The organism is Hathewaya massiliensis, from assembly GCF_902143515.1.
In the GTDB taxonomy this organism is placed as follows: Bacteria; Bacillota; Clostridia; order Clostridiales; family Clostridiaceae; genus Hathewaya; species Hathewaya massiliensis.
This window is the reverse complement of sequence record NZ_CABFVD010000005.1, coordinates 193,159-211,986: the sequence shown is the minus strand read 5'-3', so window position 1 is coordinate 211,986 and position 18,828 is coordinate 193,159. Positions and strand designations below refer to the sequence as shown.

The 18,828-nt window shown below is 30.5% G+C and carries 18 protein-coding genes; 1 reads left to right on the top strand and 17 read right to left on the bottom strand.

Features of this window, described 5'->3' with window-relative positions:
* Positions 1–27: 27 nt before the first annotated feature.
* On the bottom strand, positions 28–2,595 hold the full coding sequence (locus FNZ64_RS10855; protein ID WP_142414827.1) for a calcium-translocating P-type ATPase, PMCA-type: 2,568 nt from the start codon (positions 2,593–2,595) through the stop codon (positions 28–30).
* Between the two features lie 220 nt (positions 2,596–2,815).
* On the opposite strand from FNZ64_RS10855, the gene FNZ64_RS10850 reads away from it, so the two are divergent.
* Positions 2,816–4,459, top strand: a complete 1,644-nt coding sequence (locus tag FNZ64_RS10850) for a putative manganese-dependent inorganic diphosphatase (protein WP_142414826.1) — start codon at positions 2,816–2,818, stop codon at positions 4,457–4,459.
* Positions 4,460–4,500: 41 nt separating this feature from the next.
* Here FNZ64_RS10850 and FNZ64_RS10845 read toward each other — a convergent pair whose 3' ends face one another.
* From FNZ64_RS10845 to FNZ64_RS10765, 16 genes are all read right to left on the bottom strand, one after another.
* The gene (locus tag FNZ64_RS10845) at positions 4,501–5,292 is read right to left on the bottom strand and encodes a flagellar hook-basal body complex protein (protein WP_142414825.1); all 792 of its coding nucleotides are present in this window, start codon (positions 5,290–5,292) and stop codon (positions 4,501–4,503) included.
* 20 nt (positions 5,293–5,312) lie between these two features.
* Complete coding sequence (locus tag FNZ64_RS10840) at positions 5,313–6,083, bottom strand: flagellar hook-basal body complex protein (protein ID WP_142414824.1); 771 nt, start codon at positions 6,081–6,083, stop codon at positions 5,313–5,315.
* Between the two features lie 198 nt (positions 6,084–6,281).
* Positions 6,282–6,896: a DUF6115 domain-containing protein gene (locus FNZ64_RS10830; RefSeq protein WP_142414823.1), complete on the bottom strand. Its 615-nt coding sequence runs from the start codon at positions 6,894–6,896 to the stop codon at positions 6,282–6,284.
* A 19-nt stretch (positions 6,897–6,915) separates the two neighbouring features.
* The gene (locus FNZ64_RS10825) at positions 6,916–7,641 is read right to left on the bottom strand and encodes a FliA/WhiG family RNA polymerase sigma factor (protein ID WP_142414822.1); all 726 of its coding nucleotides are present in this window, start codon (positions 7,639–7,641) and stop codon (positions 6,916–6,918) included.
* 25 nt (positions 7,642–7,666) lie between these two features.
* On the bottom strand, positions 7,667–8,554 hold the full coding sequence (locus tag FNZ64_RS10820; protein ID WP_142414821.1) for a MinD/ParA family protein: 888 nt from the start codon (positions 8,552–8,554) through the stop codon (positions 7,667–7,669).
* The gene (gene flhF, locus FNZ64_RS10815; protein ID WP_142414820.1) at positions 8,551–9,654 is read right to left on the bottom strand and encodes a flagellar biosynthesis GTPase FlhF; all 1,104 of its coding nucleotides are present in this window, start codon (positions 9,652–9,654) and stop codon (positions 8,551–8,553) included. The genes FNZ64_RS10820 and flhF overlap by 4 nt, the downstream gene beginning before the upstream one ends.
* Position 9,655: 1 nt before the next feature.
* Positions 9,656–11,719 (bottom strand): flagellar biosynthesis protein FlhA, encoded by a 2,064-nt coding sequence (gene flhA / locus FNZ64_RS10810; RefSeq protein ID WP_142414819.1) that lies wholly within the window; start codon positions 11,717–11,719, stop codon positions 9,656–9,658.
* Positions 11,720–11,729: 10 nt separating this feature from the next.
* Positions 11,730–13,562, bottom strand: coding sequence for a fused FliR family export protein/FlhB family type III secretion system protein (locus tag FNZ64_RS10805; RefSeq protein ID WP_142414818.1), 1,833 nt, complete (start codon positions 13,560–13,562; stop codon positions 11,730–11,732).
* An 11-nt stretch (positions 13,563–13,573) separates the two neighbouring features.
* Positions 13,574–13,843: a flagellar biosynthesis protein FliQ gene (gene fliQ, locus FNZ64_RS10800; RefSeq protein ID WP_142414817.1), complete on the bottom strand. Its 270-nt coding sequence runs from the start codon at positions 13,841–13,843 to the stop codon at positions 13,574–13,576.
* Between the two features lie 9 nt (positions 13,844–13,852).
* Positions 13,853–14,683, bottom strand: coding sequence for a flagellar type III secretion system pore protein FliP (fliP, locus tag FNZ64_RS10795; RefSeq protein ID WP_142414816.1), 831 nt, complete (start codon positions 14,681–14,683; stop codon positions 13,853–13,855).
* Positions 14,667–15,032 (bottom strand): flagellar biosynthetic protein FliO, encoded by a 366-nt coding sequence (locus FNZ64_RS10790; protein ID WP_142414815.1) that lies wholly within the window; start codon positions 15,030–15,032, stop codon positions 14,667–14,669. The genes fliP and FNZ64_RS10790 overlap by 17 nt, the downstream gene beginning before the upstream one ends.
* A 9-nt stretch (positions 15,033–15,041) precedes the next feature.
* Positions 15,042–15,530 (bottom strand): flagellar basal body-associated FliL family protein, encoded by a 489-nt coding sequence (locus FNZ64_RS10785; RefSeq protein WP_142414814.1) that lies wholly within the window; start codon positions 15,528–15,530, stop codon positions 15,042–15,044.
* Positions 15,531–15,533: 3 nt separating this feature from the next.
* Positions 15,534–16,274 (bottom strand): OmpA family protein, encoded by a 741-nt coding sequence (locus FNZ64_RS10780; protein ID WP_142414813.1) that lies wholly within the window; start codon positions 16,272–16,274, stop codon positions 15,534–15,536.
* Positions 16,267–17,076, bottom strand: a complete 810-nt coding sequence (locus tag FNZ64_RS10775) for a motility protein A (RefSeq protein WP_142414812.1) — start codon at positions 17,074–17,076, stop codon at positions 16,267–16,269. Before FNZ64_RS10775 ends, FNZ64_RS10780 begins: the two co-directional genes overlap by 8 nt.
* A gap of 36 nt (positions 17,077–17,112) precedes the next feature.
* Positions 17,113–17,307 (bottom strand): flagellar FlbD family protein, encoded by a 195-nt coding sequence (locus FNZ64_RS10770; protein ID WP_142414811.1) that lies wholly within the window; start codon positions 17,305–17,307, stop codon positions 17,113–17,115.
* Positions 17,308–17,367: 60 nt separating this feature from the next.
* A complete protein-coding gene (locus tag FNZ64_RS10765) occupies positions 17,368–18,804 on the bottom strand; it encodes a flagellar hook protein FlgE (RefSeq protein ID WP_142414810.1) in 1,437 nt (478 codons plus the stop codon).
* Positions 18,805–18,828 lie beyond the last annotated feature (24 nt).

Below are 18,828 nucleotides of genomic sequence, written 5' to 3'. Positions count from 1 at the left end.
ATGATAACACTCATATAGCCTTTTTTTCTATAATTTTTTTCTATCCTTTAAATAAAGGAATACACTATTTATAAAGAAGATTACCCCTGAGAAGAATAACACTATAGTCCATTCAGCAAAATTTAATGGAACTGTATGAAATATACCTTGGAAAAATGGAATATAAAGTATAACTAAAAGCATTAATATAGAAATCCCTACTGCCCCTACTAGATATATATTTGAGAATATATTTATATCAAATATAGAGTGCCTCTCAGAACGACATTCAAAAACATGAAGTAATTGTGATAATATTAAAGTACTTAGTGCTAATGTTCTGCACATTTTAACGTCCATATTGTAATACCTTCCTGCTATAAATGCAAGTACTGTACAAATCCCAATTAAGGACCCCCTAATCAAAATTTTTTCTTTTAATCCTCTTGAAAATATACTTTCATTTTTATGTCTAGGCATATTCATCATAATATCATCATCTGCTGGATCAACTCCTAGAGCTATAGCAGGTAATCCATCTGTAGCTAAATTTACAAATAATATTTGAATTGGTAATAATGGTGTTGGAAGATAAAATATAGAGGCTAAAAACATAGTTAAAACTTCCCCTAAATTACAAGATAATAAATACCTAATAAATTTTCTTATATTATCATAAATAATTCTCCCCTCTTCAACTGCTGCTACTATGGTCGCAAAATTGTCATCTAATAAAATCATAGAAGAAGCTTCTTTAGTTACATCTGTACCTGATATACCCATAGATATACCTATATCTGCTTCTTTAACTGCTGGTGCATCGTTAACCCCATCTCCAGTCATTGATACTATATGATCTTTACTCTTAAATGCCCTTACTATCTTTAACTTATGTTTAGGACTTACTCTAGCGAATATTCTATATTTATCAACATTATTTTTAAGCTCTTTTTCACTAAGCTTATCTAATTCTTCACCTGTTATAACTTCCTCTTCAGATGTACAAATATCTAATTCTTTCCCTATTGCATAAGCAGTATTTTTATGATCCCCAGTTATCATTACTACTTTTATACCAGCCATTTTGCTTTTTAAAACTGCATCCTTTGCTTCCTTTCTTGGAGGATCTATAATTCCTGCAACTCCTAGAAATATCATCTCTTCTTCTATGGAGCTACTTCTACTTAAGCTTGTGTCTTTATATGCTGCTGCTATACATCTTAAAGCTCTTTTAGACATCTCTTCTATTTTATTTAAAACATCTTCTTTGTATTTTCCCTGAAATAATACCTTTTCTCCATTTATTAATATATACCTACATCTTTTTATTACCCTCTCTGGTGCACCTTTTATATAAGCAACTTCCTTATTACCTTCATTAAATAAAACAGACATCATTTTTCTACTGGAATCAAAGGGATTTTCATAAGTCCTCTCGCCATTTTCTATATAAGATTGTATCTCTTTGCTATCCTTAAAAAATGCCTTTATTAAAGCGGTTTCTGTAGGGTCTCCAAAAAGTGATTTTTCAAGGCTCTTTTCTTTAAAGTCATAATTGCAATCATTACAATATGTAAAAGCCTTTTTAACTAAATTTAACTCTGGCTTTTTATAAAAATCTTCAGTAAAAGTTTTATTATTATAATAAACTTCTTTTACAGTCATATTGTTTTGCGTTAAGGTCCCTGTTTTATCACTACAAATTACTGTGGTACATCCTAGTGTCTCTACAGCAGGAAGTTTTCTAACTAAAGCGTTTCTCTTTAGCATTCTTGAAACTCCCATGGCAAGAGATATGGTTACAATAGCTGCAAGCCCCTCTGGAATAGCCGCAACAGCAAGGCTAACACCAAGTAAGAACATTTCCCCTATATCTTGTCCCCTAATAATCCCAAGTACTGTGACTACAATACAGATTATAGCACACATAAAGACTAAGACTTTTCCTAAAGAGTCCAACTTCTCTTTAAGTGGAGATGGCTCTGCTTCTATGTTATGTAACATATCTGCAATCTTACCCATTTCTGTATCCATACCTGTTAACATTACTTTGGCCTTGGCATGGCCTCTTAATATAGTAGTTCCCATAAAAACTTCATTGTTATTTTTACTAGTACTTTTCTCAACTCCTACAGATTCTCCAGTAAGTAGGGATTCATCTACAAGACAGTTAGAAGAACTAATTATTATACTATCTCCTGATACTCTATCCCCAGTTTCTAAAATTAATAAATCACCTGGCACTAATGTTTCTGCACTAACAACCTTAATGTTTCCATTTCTTATAACCTTTGCTGTAGGTGCTGCAAGGGCTTTTAAAGCCTCAAGAGATTTTTCTGTCTTATACTCCTGTATAAATCCTAAAACAGCATTCATAACTACAATTATGAGTATGGTTATGGCATCAGCCCTATCCCCCATAATTCCTGATATAATTGTAGCTACAATTAAAACCCATATTATAAAATCATTGAATTGAGATAAAAATATTTTTACTGCTGAAACCCTCTGCTTATTTTCAATTATGTTTGGTCCATACTTTTCTAACCTTTTCTTAGCTTCTGCTTCTGTTAAACCTGAGTATTCACTTTTATTATATAAATTTTCCTTTAACAAAAGAAGCTTCCCCCTTTCACTTTGCTTTTTTAGTCCTATAAATATATATGTGTTTTATATGGTTCTTATGAAATAAAATAAATATTACATTAAAATTTTAAAACAAAGCTTTACATAAAAGCGTTTAACTATTAAAATATATTTGTCAAGTAGTAATTTTATGATTTACATAGAGGTTTTATAAAGCCATTACAAAATTAATTTTAAAAGGAGTTTTAATATGAAAGATTTTATTTATATATCAGGACATAAAAACCCAGATAGCGACTCTATTTGCGCTGCTATTGGATATTCAGAATTTAAAAATAAAACTGGTAGCATTCCAGCAATCCCAATTAGATTAGGAAATGTAAGCAGGGAAACTCAATTTATATTAGATTATTTTAATGTAGAAGCACCAAAACTAGTAGAAACTGTTAAGCCTCAAATATCTGATTTAGATATAGATAAAGTTCCTACTATAAAATCAGGTACTTCCTTAAAAAAAGCCTGGGATATAATGCAAAAAGAAGAGACAATGACACTTCCTGTTGTAGATGATAATGAAAATCTTATTGGTATAGTATCATCTTCCAATTTAACCTCAACATATATGAAACTTTGGGATAATTCTATACTATGTAAGAGCAATACTCCTATTGAAAATATATTAGATACCCTAGACGCAAAAGCTCTTTACATCAATAAAGAAGCTAAGCTAAAAGGTAAGATTTTAATAGGTGCTATGCTTCCTGAAAGTATAAAAAACTTTGTATCTGAGGGAGACATTGTAATTTGTGGAAACAGAGAAGATGCTCAAGAAGCTATCGCAGAATCTAAAGCATCATTAATAATAGTTACAGGAGACTATGAAGTTAGTGTTAGTGTTATAGAAAAATGCAAGAAAAACGGTTCTTCAATTATAGTAACTCCATATGATTCATTTACAGCTTCTAGAATAATAACTCAAAGCATACCTGTAGAATATGTTATGGGTAAGGAAAACCTTGTATACTTTAAAGAAAATGATTTTATAGAAGATGTAAAAAAAGAAATGCAAGAAACTAGATATAGAACTTATCCTATTTTAGATGATCAGGGTAAAGTTATAGGGCTTATTTCTAGATATCACCTATTATCTAAAAATAAGAAAAAGATTATCTTAGTTGATCATAATGAATTATCTCAATCTGTAGATGGATTAAAAGATGCTGAACTTTTAGAAATATTAGACCATCATAGAATAGGTGGTATTCAAACAGGTCTACCTATTTATTTTAGAAATGAGATTATCGGAAGTACCTCTTCTATAGTTGCTTTAAGATTCTTTGAAAGTGGAATAACACCATCAAGAGAAGTGGCAGGGTTATTAAGTGGTGCACTTATATCAGATACCTTACTTTTAAAATCCCCTACAACAACTGACAGGGATAGAGAAATTTTAGACAAGTTGTGTAAAATTGCGGGCATAGATGCAGAAAAATTTGCAAAGGAAATGTTTAAAGCTGGTACTTCTTTAGAAGGAAGAACACCAGATCAAATATTTAACCAAGATTTTAAGACTTTCCATATTAATTCTTTCAAGGTAGGAGTATCTCAAATAACTACTATGGATTTAGATGGTTTTAGAGCTAAAAAACCTGAATTAATAAACTTAATGGAGGAAAAACTTAAGTCAGAATCCTATGATATATTAGTTTTATTAGCTACAGATATTATTGAAGGTGGTTCAGAAGTTATCCCAGTTGGAAAATATAATACTCTAGTAGGAAAAGCATTTAATGTAGAGTTTAATAATGATTCATGTTATATTCCTAATATAGTATCAAGAAAAAAACAAGTAATACCACCACTTACTGAAGTTCTAAATAATTCATCTAAATAAAATAGTAAGAAAAAAATAAAAACCTTGCATTTGCAAGGTTTTTATCTTCCTCTTAAATTATTAACCATTCCCCACATCTCATCAGAAGTTTTTAAAGCATTAGAACTCATTTGAAATGCCCTTTGTGATAGTATAAGTTCTGTAATTTCATCTTCCATCTTTACATTGGATTGTTCTGTATATCCTTGATGTATTGAAAAGTCATTAGCATTTAACATGGTAGAACCTTCATTTCTAATATATATACTATCTCCTCTAGATATAAGAGCGTCTTCTCCTATAAACTTTTTAATCTGTAGGTTTCCAACTTCCAGGAAATTATTTCCGTTTTTTATACTTACAGTACCTTTTTCATTTATGTATAAGTCTTCGTTTTTAAAATCAAAATTTAAATCACTTAACTTAACACTTCTACCATCCCTAACCACATCTACATAATTCCCATTTTTATCCACAAGGTCTCCATTAATATCAAGATTGAAACTTCCATTTCTTGTATAACCCTTTGAACCATCCATTAAGGTTATTTGAAAATAACCTTCTCCATCTAGAGCTACATCTGTCTTTCTATTAGTTTCACGAAGTGCCCCTTGATTATTATCCCTTATCCATTTATTTGTCCTAACCCCTACACTATGTTGAAGCTTCCCCTCTGCTCTATTAGTTAATGGGTATCCTCTTCTATCTAAAGAATCGTTTAATAAATCTGAAAAAGAGGTATTAACCTTTTTGTATCCCTCAGTAGTAGCATTAACAAGATTATTAGATATACTATCTAATTTTTCTTGTTGCGCAATCATTCCACTTTTACTTGTCCACATAAGTCTTATCATAAAATCTCTCCTATCTTAGGTTATCTTAAAGCTCCAAGTTCATTTACAGCTTTACCTAAGGTCTCATCTAGAACTTGCATTACCTTTTGATTACTCTCAAAACTTCTCATGTTAGCCATCATTTCTACTGCTTCTGATACTACATTTACATTAGATTTCTCAATATACTTATTCCTTATAGCATAATTTTGAGCATTCTGAGCCCCATTTCCTTCATATAAGTTGTCTCCTACCTTTTTAAGACCATTATAATTTGGGAAATCTACTACATTTAATTTAAATCTTTCTGTTCCATTGATTCTTATATTCCCAGCAGGGGTGCAAGAAACTTTTCCATCTCCTACTTGTATAGGCCCTAGGTTCCCTGTATATAAATCTATGCCTTGAACCAAGTCTCCACTAGAATTAACAAGATATCCTTGCAGATTTGTATTAAAATGACCATCCCTTGTATAATACTGTCTTCCATTTCTATTTACAGTGAAAAATCCTCTTCCTTCAATTGCGAAGTCTGTATCTTTATCAGTACTTTGTAGTGGTCCTTGAGAAAAAAAAGTATTAACAGTATCTATACCACTACCTTTACTAAGCTCACCAATGTTATTTTTCACATTTTTACTTCCTAAGGTCTTATCATAATTGTATAGCATTACATCTCCAAAGTTTCTAACAGATAGATTATCACTTTTAAAACCTACTGTGTTGGCATTTACAATATTATTCGTTATAATTCCTTGCCTAGTCTCTCCAACTACAAGACCAGATGCTGCAGTATATATCCCTCTTAACATATTATTTTTTCACCTCATCTATCTTTACTTTAATATTATCTTCATACTTCATTCCTAACTTTAAAGCTCTTTTTTCTATTTCTGCATCACTTATAGAATAATTATAAGAACTTTTCCAAAGTAATATAGAGGAAATTACAATACCTACTCCTAGTCCAAGTAAAAATTTCTTGTCTTTTAATAATCTAAAAAGGGGCTTTAACTTGTATATAAATCTCTTATTAATAATACCTCCCCCTTTCCCATATTAAAGTTTTCACAAATGTAATCAACAGATTTTCCCTCTTTTAAGAGTTGTCTTATTTTCTCATTTCGTATATTAACTTTGCTCTCCACATCTACACTGTCTTTAAAGTCTTGCTTCTTTGTACTATTTTGTATTTCTTTATTTTCTATTGCATCACTTTTTGTCTCTTTATTTATTTCTTTATTTTTAATATTTGTTTTATTTATATTATAACACATATTCAACTCTTGTTGATCACCATAATTACTTTTTTTAATAAAATTATCTTTAAAGTTATTTGGAAAAGTATTTTGAAAATTATTAGAGATTTCTTCCTTCATAACTTCCTCATCCCCGTATAATCTATCCTCTTTTAAACTTTTTATCTCTTCCTCTAATTTCACAATATCCATTTGAATTTCTGTTAAGGTCTCTCCAACTTCCCTTCTTAATTCTCCTATTTCAGTGTTTAAAGGGGTCATATTCTGCTTTTCTTCTTGAAGTACATTCTTAAATGGGTTATTTTCTTTTTTTAGTCCTAACACACTATAAATAATTAACAACATACCGATAGTAAATAATAACATAAATATCATATATAGTCACCTAGTTATATTTTAATTTTTGCATAGCTTTTCTTAAGTGAATTATAGCTCTGCCATGCAATTGGCATACACGCGATTCAGATACGGACAGGACTTTACCTATTTCTTTTAATGTGAATCCTTCATAATAATATAGAGATAATATAGTTTTATCCTTTTCATTTAAGAAATCTAAAGCCTTAGCTAACATTTCTACCTGCTCTTTTTCCTCTAAAATATCTTCAGGACATGGACTATTTTTATCCTCTATAACTCCCATTAAAGATAACTCATCATCTCCACCACATATAATTTCCTCTAGGGAAGTTACTGAAATATAATTTATATAATTTTCTATTTCTATGACATTTTCTATGCTTATCCCCATTTCATCTGCTATTTCCTGTATGTTAGGTTCTTTTAAAAATTCCCTTTGTAACTTTTCCACTGACTCATTATACCTATTCAGTTTATCCATAGCACTTTTTGAAATGGGACTATTTTTTCTAAGTTCATCTATTATAGCTCCCTTTATCCTTATTGAAGCATAAGTTGAAAACTTCATCCCTTTTTTAGAATCAAACTTATTAATAGCATCCATAAGTCCCAGCATTCCATAGCCAACTAAATCATCAAATTCTACATATTTAGTTTTACCAACTAATATCCTAGAAGCTATATACTTAACTAAAGGTATATATTCAGTTACTATTCTTTCTTTATCTAAACTTGTTGCAAAAGAATTCATTACGTCCCCTCCTTAACTAAAAATATTAAGAGAATAAATTGAAAAGCTTTTTGAAGAAACCATGCATTCCCGCTTCTTCCTTTTCTATTTCCATTGATTTCATAAGCTTTTTACTAATTGATTTTATGCAAAGTGAAAAATTCGAATTTGGATAGTTAATATATACAGGTATCTGTCCTCTCACTGACTCTACTAATTTTCTATCTTCATATATGTACCCTAATAATTTAGTATCCATACCTAAAAAATTTTTAACTGCTGAACTAAATCTTTCATAGGTTAAGGTTCCTTCTCTTTTATCAAAAACCTTATTTATAATTATATGTGCTGAATTTTTAATTTCAAAATGTCTTATAACTTTTACTAAACTATAGGCGTCAGTTAAGGAAGTAGGTTCTGGTGTTGTAACCACAATAAATTCATCACTACAGGCGATAAAACTTAATATGTTTTTATTAACCCCAGCCCCTGTATCTATTAAAACGAAATCATAATCTTTAAGGTCATACATCTTTTTTAAAAAAGTTTCTCTTTCTTTTTCTTCTAAGGTATCAATTTTATCTAAGGCAGTACCCCCAGATATTAAATGAATCCCACAAGGACCTTCTAAAACTACTTCATTAATATCCATACCTCTCTCTACTATATCAAACACATTATATCTGGGGTTTTGACCAATTAAAAGGTGATCATTACTCATTCCCATATCCGCATCAAATATAAGTACTTTATTCCCCATATTACTTAATGCAATGGCTAAATTTACCACTATATTACTTTTTCCAACTCCTCCTTTTCCAGAAGCAATTGTTATTATCTTCCCATTTTTTATATGAGGGATTTCTTTTGATTCTTTTATATTACCTTGTTCTCCTTTTATTAATTCTCTAAGCCTTTGTGCTTGATCTATCATAAGATATCCTCTCCCAAAATCATAGATATCAATTTAGTTTTATCCAAAGTCTTTATGTCTTCTGGAACATTTTGTCCAACTGTCACATAAGATAATGGTACCTTACTCTTAACTAAGGTATCCAGAATTGCTCCATAAGTATTAGTTTCATCTAACTTTGTAAGAATTAAATTAGTAAACTTAAGAACACTATAGCCTTCTACTATACTTTCAATATCTCTCCACTTAGTAGTGGCGCTCAATACCAAACTAATATTGGAAGTTCCTGTTTTTTCTACAAAAGCCCTAAGCTCTTGTATTTGCATTAAGTTTTTACTACTTCTCCCCGTAGTATCAATTAGAATAAGATCACAATCAATCATACTTTCTATAGCTTCTTCCATTTGTTTTAAATTAAAAACAACTCTAAAGGGTAAATTCATAATTTCAGCATAAGTTTTAAGTTGTTCCACAGCTCCTATTCTATAAGTATCAATAGTTATTAAGCCCACCTTTTTTTTATGATTTAAAACATATTTTCCTGCAAGTTTTGCAATAGTAGTGGTCTTACCAACTCCCGTAGGTCCTACAAAAACCTTTATACCCTTATCTAATTCCTGATCCACACTAACTTTATTAGAAAGTATTGTTCCAATAATAGACTTATCTATATTTTCCCCTATTTCATAACTTCTTAAATCTCGTAATATTTCTTCTTCTAAACCTTTTGAAATATCTAACATCTCTAGATAATCTTTATAGGCTTTAAGAGGATCATTATCTTTTACTTTATTTACATTTTCATAAATATCACGAATCATATTTTTCATAGATACTACTTCTTCATTTAAATTTTTGCCATCATATTTATGACTATCAGATCTTGTTTTTATCTGAGCATTGTTTACCATGGGTTTTAGAGGAAAATCTTTTTTAGGAACTTTAATTTCTTCGCTTTCAGAAGCTGCTGTAACTTCTATTAACTTAGGTGAAAAAAAACCTAAAAACCCTTTTTCCCTTACTTTTCTTTGAGATATTATTATGGCGTCAGTTCCTAAATCAAGTTTTATTTTTGCCATAGCCTCATTCATATTTTTTACTAAATATTTTTTTATTATCATTTTATATCTCCACTACCCCCTCAGTTCTTATCTGAACATCATTTGGAATTTCATTTAATGATAATACTATAATATGTGGAAATACCATTTCTATAAGTTTTCTAAAAGCCTGTCTAATACCTGGAGAAACCAATATTATTGGTTGATTTTCATTGAAATATACATTTTCTATGGTAGAATTTATACTTTCAAAAATAGCCCTATTAGTATCAGGATCCAGCGCTGGAAAACTTCCTTGTATAGATTTTTGAATGTTATTCTGAATTAAGTTTTCTAGTTCAGGTGCTAGCGTCACAACAGTTAAAGCTCTATTCTCATTTATAAGAGGATTGCAAATACTTCTACCCAAAGAAAACCTAACATACTCTGTAAGTATTTCTACATCCTTAGTATTTCGTGAATGATCTGCTAAAGATTCAAAAATAGTAACTGTATCTTTTATAGATACCCTTTCTTTAAGAAGATTTTGCATAACTTTTTGCACTTCACCTATGGTCATTAAATCAGGAACTAGCTCATCTACTACGGCACTATATCTTTCTTTTAAGTTATCTATTATCATCTTAGTCTCTTGTCTTCCTAAAAGCTCATAACTATGATCTTTTATAACCTCAGATAGGTGAGTTACTAAAACCGTTGTAGGGTCAACTACTGTAAATCCTTTTATTTCAGCTATTTCCCTATCATCTTTATTTATCCAAAGTGCTGGAAGTCCAAAAGTAGGTTCAACAGTTTTAATTCCATCTATATCAATATCCTCATTAGTAGGATTCATACAAAGCAACATATTAGGTATAAGTTCTCCTCTTACAACCTCTGTAGCTCTTATTTTTATTACATACTCATTATTTCTTATTTGAAGATTATCTCTAATTCTTATGGGCTGTACTATAATACCCATATCAATTGCACATTGCCTTCTAACAGATGCAATTCTTTGAAGCAAATCCCCTCCTGAAACCTCATCTGCAAGTGGAATTAGTCCATATCCTATTTCAATTTCCATAGGCTCTACATTGATTAGGTTCATAACATTTTCAGGCTCTGTTTTTTCAATTTCCATTATTTCATTTTCTTCAATTTGTATCTGTCTCATTTCCTTATCTTTCTCATCCTTAAATAAGAAATAAGCACTAACTGCTGCCACAATAGCAAGTACTATAAATATAAAACTTGGCATACCTGGAATCATTGCTAAAAGTACAAGAACAAAAGATAAAATTCCTATTACCTTTGGAAAAGTAGTAAGCTGTGAACCTAAAGCTGTACCAAAGTTATCACTGTTCCCTGATCTAGTAGTTATAACACCTGAGGCTGTGGAAATAAGTAATGCTGGAATCTGACTTACAAGTCCGTCTCCAATAGTTAATTTTATATATTTATCTACAGCCTCTCCAGCTGATAAATTCTTCATAAAAACCCCAATTAAGATACCGCCAAGTACATTTATTAAGGTTACTAAGATACCTACTATGGCATCACCCTTTACAAATTTAGATGCACCATCCATGGCCCCATAAAAGTCAGCCTCTTTTTGCAAATCTAATCTTCTTTTTTTTGCTTGATCTTCATTTATTAAACCAGCATTTAAATCAGCATCAATACTCATTTGTTTTCCTGGCATAGCATCTAATGTAAATCTAGCTGCAACCTCTGAAACTCTTCCCGCTCCATTAGTAATAACTACTAATTGAATAATTACAATTATTATAAATATAATTATTCCTACAATAAAGTTACCTTTAACAACAAAGTTCCCAAAAGTCTCAATTATATTTCCTGCAAATCCATCTCCTAATATTAGTTTAGTTGAAGATACATTAAGTCCTAATCTAAATAAGGTTGTAATTAAGAGCAAGGATGGAAATATAGAAAACTGAAGAACATTTGTAGTAAATAAAGTCATTAATAATATAATTACTGAAATAGATATATTAATAGCTAATAAAAAGTCTAATAAGGCAGTTGGTACAGGTATAATAATCATTAATACTATACATACAACGCCAAAGGCAACTAAAATATCTAAATTATTTTTAATTCCTAATTTCCTATTATTCTCCATTTAATCACCTTTACTTCTTTAATTTGTAAATAAGTGCTAATATCTCAGCTACTGCTTGATATAATTCCTCCGGAATTTCGCCTTCTAAATCTACAGTTTCATAAATAGTTCTAGCTAAAGGCTTATTTTCAACAATTGGAACCTCATTTTCTTTAGCTACTTCTTTTATCTTTAAGGCTACATTATCAGCTCCTTTAGCCACAACCTTAGGTGCTGATATATTTCCCTCCTCATACTTTAAAGCAACGGAAATATGTGTAGGGTTTGTAATAACTACCGTAGCATCTGGAACGCTTTGCATCATTCTGCTCATAGCCATTTCTCTTTGTTTTTGTCTTATCTTTCCTTTAATCTGAGGATCTCCCTCCATTTGTTTAAATTCCTCTTTAACTTCTTGCTTAGACATTTTGATATCCTTTTTATGCTGTCTGTATTGGAAAAAATAATCCAGTGCGCCAATTACACACATGGCTAAAGTAGTTTTATAAAATAACTTTCCAACTAATTTATTTAAGTGTAAAGCTACAAATCTTAGTTCTAAGGAAGATATATTTATTATAGTATCTAATTCATTTACAAAGAATTTATATCCTATATATAAAAGTATATTTATAACAGCTATATTTTTTATAAGTTCTACTAGAGTTCTTATAGAAAAAAACCTTTTAAAACCATTTATAGGATTTAATTTACTTAACTTAGGTTTTATAGTTTCCCCTGTAAATATAAATCCCGACTGAACTATATTAGATAGTATACCAACTAACATTATTGGTACCGCTACTGGCATTACCATAAACATTAATTGCTTTATAGAAATCACCATAAGCATTTTAAGAGAATTGAAAGTTAGCTCAGTATTTAAATAATTATTTAAAAAAATATGTACTGTATTTTTCATTTCAGTAAATATAAACTCTCCCAAGGCCATTAATATAAAAGTTATACATACTAAAGATAGAGTCATACTTAAATCTTTACTTTTAGGAACCTGCCCTTTTTTCTTAGCATCACTTTTTCTCTTTGGAGTAGGATCCTCAGTTTTTTCTCCCCCACTGTCAGCAAATACAAAGAAAATCGGCCCTACAGTAAGAATTCCTGATAGAACTTTGGGTATAGTTTCAAATCCCCACATAAACATCTTTACCATAAGTGGAAGAGTAAAAATTATACCTGCAATTCCAACTACAATCTTAATAGGCATCCCCAAAATCATTACGTTTAACTGTGGAACAGCTCTTGAAGCTAGTCCTAAAATAATATTTATTACTAAAATCACTAAAGTTATAGGTAAAGATATACGAATACCTAAAGTGAAAAAGTAACTAAATGCTTTTAAAATTTGCCCAAAAGTTTCACTAAACACTAAAGATTGTCCTACATTAATACTTTTAAAACTCACTACTAAAGATTTAATAAGAATATGATGACCATCTATCATTAAATAAAACAGTACTGCAGTCATATAAACCAATTTTTGAATTAAAGTTACATTTTCATTAGTCATGGGATCAAACAAACTACTCATTGCAAAACCAATGTGGACATCTAAATACTGTCCTGCCATTTTTATAAAATTAAAGCATAGATTTGTTACATATCCCATTAAAAGACCTATTAAAATTTCATTAGCACCATAATAAAATATTGAAAAAGTATTATTGAACTGTGGATAAGGTATATCTTTTATCATAGGTAAAATTAAGTATGCTAATAGTGCTGAAAATAAAACTTTCGCATATTTAGGTGTTCCAGCTGGAAACATTATTGGTAATATAGCAAAAAAAGCTGTAATTCTAAGTAGTATCATAATAAAGAGCAAAATAACATCTAAGTTTAACAAAGTATGGCCCCCTATTTAGTGATATTTGCTATAATTTCAAATATTCTTTTTGTAAGATCCATAGACTTATGCAACATCCACCCACTACATAAAAGTCCTACTAAGGCTGAAATAAGCATTTTAGGTACAAAAGTTAAAGTTTGTTCCTGTATTTGAGTGGTAGCCTGCAAAATTGCAATTATAAGCCCTACTACTGTAGCAGCTACCAATATAGGAGCTGAAATTAGTATGCCTGTAGTAAGGGCATCTTTTAATACTGAAATTATCATATTCTCAGACATTTAAACACCTCATCTAAAGCTTAATATAAGAGCTCTTACAAGTAGATTCCATCCATCTACCATTACAAATAAAAGTAACTTAAAGGGTAAAGATATCATTACAGGCGGGACCATGAACATTCCCATAGACATCAATATACTACCTGTTACTATATCTATAATTAAGAATGGTATAAATATCAAGAACCCTATTTCAAAGGCAGTCTTAAGTTCACTTATAATAAAAGCTGGTATTATAGCATAAATAGGAACCTCACTATAATCATAAACTTTCTCCCCTTTTTCCTCTATAGCTTCTCCCTTGGTATTAACCTTTACTTTTACCTTATCTTCAAGGTTTCCAACCTCTAAAAACAATTTTAGATCCTTTACTTTAGTTTGCTTTAACATAAACTCTCTTAAGGGGGTTGTCCCTTTGGTCCAAGCTTCTTCATTAGTAAGTTTGTTATTAAGATAAGGTTTTATAGCCTCATCATTTATTTTGTTATATGTAGGTGCCATTATAAAAAAAGTTAAAAATAGTGCAAGTCCAACTAAAACCTCTCTTGGAATAGACTGTTGAGCTCCTATAGCATTTTTAAATAATGAAAACACTACAATTATTCTTATAAAGCAGGTTGTCATAATTACAATAGAAGGTAAAAGTGTAAGTACGGTCATTAATATAAGTATTTTAATATTATCTACATATTCCTTAGGTGAGTCTGCCTTGTCTACTGAAAGATTTATCTTAGGAATCGGCATAGTAGTATTTGGTTCTGCCATTACCATTTTCGTCCCCATTGCAAAGAAGCACAGTACAAGAATACCTAAGAGTAAATATTTATTTTTCTTTTTCATTCCACTCTTCCTTTTTAAGCAAAATTTTTCCTGTTATGTTATTAAAATATTTTTTTTGAATTTCAGCTCTTTCACTTAATAAATTTTCTATCTCTTCTCTGTCCAATTCTTTTAAGATTTCATTTCCTTTAATACTACTGGACATTAAATAATACTTGTCCATCACCTTCGCTATAAGTAAAAAAACTTCCTTAGAAATCTGAACTCTTTCAATTATAGTTATAATTTTCCCCTTATTTAATGAATTTACTTTGCTTCCCCCTAATTTTACTATTAAATAAATAAGTAGTAAAGTTATAGGTAGAACCATAAAAATCTGAACTACCATTTTAATTGTACTATAATTCATCACATTCACCTACTGAATTAGGAGTTCACTAAAATAAATTTTCTCTACTATGCCTTCACTTAAGTAAGGGTTTATTTTATTTATTATTTCCTTTTTTATAGATTCTGTTCCCATACCATCAAAATTTTCTTTTGTTTTGCTTCTCACAACGGATAAAATACAATCAGATACTATGTCTTTTTTAGCTTCTAATTCCTTTGCTAGTTTATCATTTTTTCTATATCCTAGAGAAACCTTTAATTTTACATATCTTTTTTCTTCTTTATCTCCTAAGTTTATAGTAGATTCAGGAAGAGGATACACTACTTGATCTTTTATATCCACAGTTTTATTAACTTCACTTTTGCTAACTTGAGCTCCTTTATCCTTATACAAAAATAAATAAACACTCAAAGCTATAACGGACACTACTAGTAAGGAAAGTAGAGCTACAGTTATGATTTGTAATTTATTAATTTCTTTACCTTCTTTGTTTTTTTCTTTAACTTTTTGAGCCATATTTTACTTACCCTCTTTCTTTGTATTAGTTACAATAAGAACGTTAACTCTTCTGTTTTTAGCCCTGTTGGAATCTGAATTATTTGGTACTATGGGATGATATTCTCCAAGGCCCATAGGTCTAATTCTCTTAGGATCTACTTTTTTATTATTAATAAAAAACCTAGTTACATTATTAGCTCTATCTGATGATAGATCTATATTATCCTTATATTTATAATTACTAATAGGCACATTATCTGTATGACCTTCTATTATAATTTCATTAGGTATTTTTTCAATATATTTTGTTATAAAATCTAAAACTGGTATACTATCAGGTTTTAAATCTGCCTTTCCTGTTTCAAATAGAATTTTATCTTTTATTTCAAAAATATACCCTCTAGAGTCAACTTTTATTTTAAGATACTTATCTAGTTTTTCGTCTTTAACTTGTTTTTGTAACTTTTCATATGTAGCCTTTACATTTTCGCTGGCATCAATATTTTTCCCATTACTTTCATTCTGTGAACCAACTACTGGCACTTCCCCATTATTCATATTAAAATCTAAAATTTGGTTTGAATTCTTCCCATTAAATACTCCTTGTAGTGCACTAGAAATTTGTTGAAATTTTTGTGCATCAACACTTGAATAGGAATATAGTAAAACGAAGAAGGTTAAAAGCAAAGTTATGGTATCGGAATAGGTTCCAAGCCAGCTATTTGTATCGATATCATCTTCCTTAGCCTTTTTTCTAGACATTCTCTATCACCTCGTTAGCCTGTGATGTTGACTTATATTCTAACTTTTCTTTTGGAGATAAATAAGAAGTTAATTTTTCTTCAACTATTCTTGGGTTTACTCCTGATTGTATAGCAAGTATCCCCTCAAGCATCATTTCCTTATTAACAGCTTCTAAGCCAGATTTATAACTTAAGTTAGATGCTAAAGGTATTAAAAACATATTTGCCATAACAGAGCCATAAAAAGTAGTTATTAAGGCTATAGCCATACCACTAGCAAGTCCTGCTTGGTCTGATAGATTAGCAAGCATTTGAACAAGTCCTATTAAGGTACCTATCATACCAAATGCAGGTGCATAAGCAGCCCATGCTTTTAACACTGAAGCTGAATCTCCATGTCTTCTTTCCATTTCTCCAATTTCAAGTTCCATTATACTTTGAATAACTTCAGGTTCTATACCATCCACAACCATTTGTAATCCTTTTTTCATAAAATCGTCTTCTACGTTATTGATCTCATTTTCTAAGGAAAGTAATCCCTCTCTCCTTGCTTTTCTTGATAGGGTTGTAAAGGTTTCTATTATTTCGATTCCAGATTTAGTCTTATTTTTAAAGCTTTGAGCTGATACCTTGAACATACTTTTTATCTGCTCCATAGGGTAATTTATAAGTAGTGCAGAAAATGATCCTCCCACTGTAATCGCTATACTTCCTGGATCCCAAAATATACCTAAACCACTTTGCCCCATACTCATACCCCAAATTACAAGTCCTATACCAAGAACAAATCCAACTGAGGTTGTAATATCATTTTTCTTCATGACAATTCCTCCTGTATAAAGGTGATGTTCATCCCTCTACTCCAAATTTCCTGTGTAAATATTTTTCTTAAAATTAATTATTTTTCTCTGTATTTCATTAACACTTTCTTTTACTAGATATTTTCTATCATTAATTAAGGTAATTACTGTTTCAGGTATTTCTTCTATTTTCTCTATCTTATCTTGATTCAAATAAAACTTACTTCCATTTAGACCATGTAATTCAATCACTAAAATCACCTCTTTATAGGCTATAGAGTATACTAAGAGTATACTCTATAGCCTATCTAATTACCTTTTTAGGTTTATAATATCTTGAAGAATTTCATCTCCAGTTGAGATCATTTTTGAACTTGCTTGGAATGCTCTATTTGCAACAATCATATCAGTAAATTGTTCTGCTAAGTCTACATTGGACATTTCAAGCATACCCTGAGCACAATCTCCAAAGCCCTCTTCATTACTTATAGTAGCACCTACTCCACTTCTAACTACAGCCTCTCCTGAGTTAGCTGAATTAGAATATAGGTTTTTGCCCATTCTCTCAAGACCTTCTGGATTTTTAAAAGCGGCCATGGCAACTTGTCCAAGAACTCCAACCTTACCATCTTCTAAAACAGCCTTTAAAAGACCACTTTTTTCTATCATAAAAGTTCTTACTCTTTTTTCACCCTCAGCTGAAATATCTGTAGCCCAAGAATATTTAGCTATTTCTTCATTACTAGGTGTACCATTAAAATCTGGTTTAGTTACTGTAAGTGTACAGTCTTCTGTGGTTATTCCATTAGCTTTAAGATCGATTGTAGTCTTATCAGTATAAAGTCCATCTTTATCTAAGTTAAAATTTTCACCATTTATATAGATATTCCAACCCCACTTCTCCGCAGGAGCAGCAGGAGCTTTAGCAGTAGGATGTAATTCATATTTTAACTCTACCTTTAAATCATTTTTTCCATTATATTTTTCAGTACTTAAAGTAATTTTAGGAATGGAGTATGTAACCGTGCCATCCGCTGCTTTTGTTTGTTTTATTTTACTTTTATCCCCGCTACCTGTATATGTCATATAATCACCCTTAACTACAGATGCATTCATATGAATACTATCTGTTATCTTAAGTGGAACTAAGGTGTTTCCTGCTTTTAACCCAAATTCACTATTAGCATCTACAAAGGAACATGTTCCATTTTTATTGTAATCTATACTTAAAGTGTCTTTGTTATATCCACCTTGTTCATTTACTGCATAACCTAAAACCCTATATCCATCGGAAGTCAATAGGTTTCCTGCATAATCTAAAGCTAAAGCTCCATCTCTTGTGTAATTTATTGACATACCATTAGAATTTCTTACAGTATAATCTCTAGGGTCTAAGGAAACTCCTTGATTATTACTAGCTGGAAGTGGACCTGTACCTACTATAAAATATCCTGTTCCATCTACGGCTACATCTAGGTTTCTTCCTGTAGGTTGCATCATACCTTGAGTAACTATAGAATCTATACCTGATACCCTAACTCCTAATCCTACTTGTCCTGGATTAACACCACCTTGGTTTCTTGATGGTGATGATGCACTTATGGTATTTTGGCTTAGCATATCTTGAAATCTAACTCTTGAGCTTTTAAATGCTGTTGTTGATGAATTGGCTATATTATTACCTAGTACGTCTAATTTTACTTGGTTTACTTTCATTCCTGAAATTCCAGAATACATGGATCTTAACATAATAATTCCTCCTTAATTTATGTA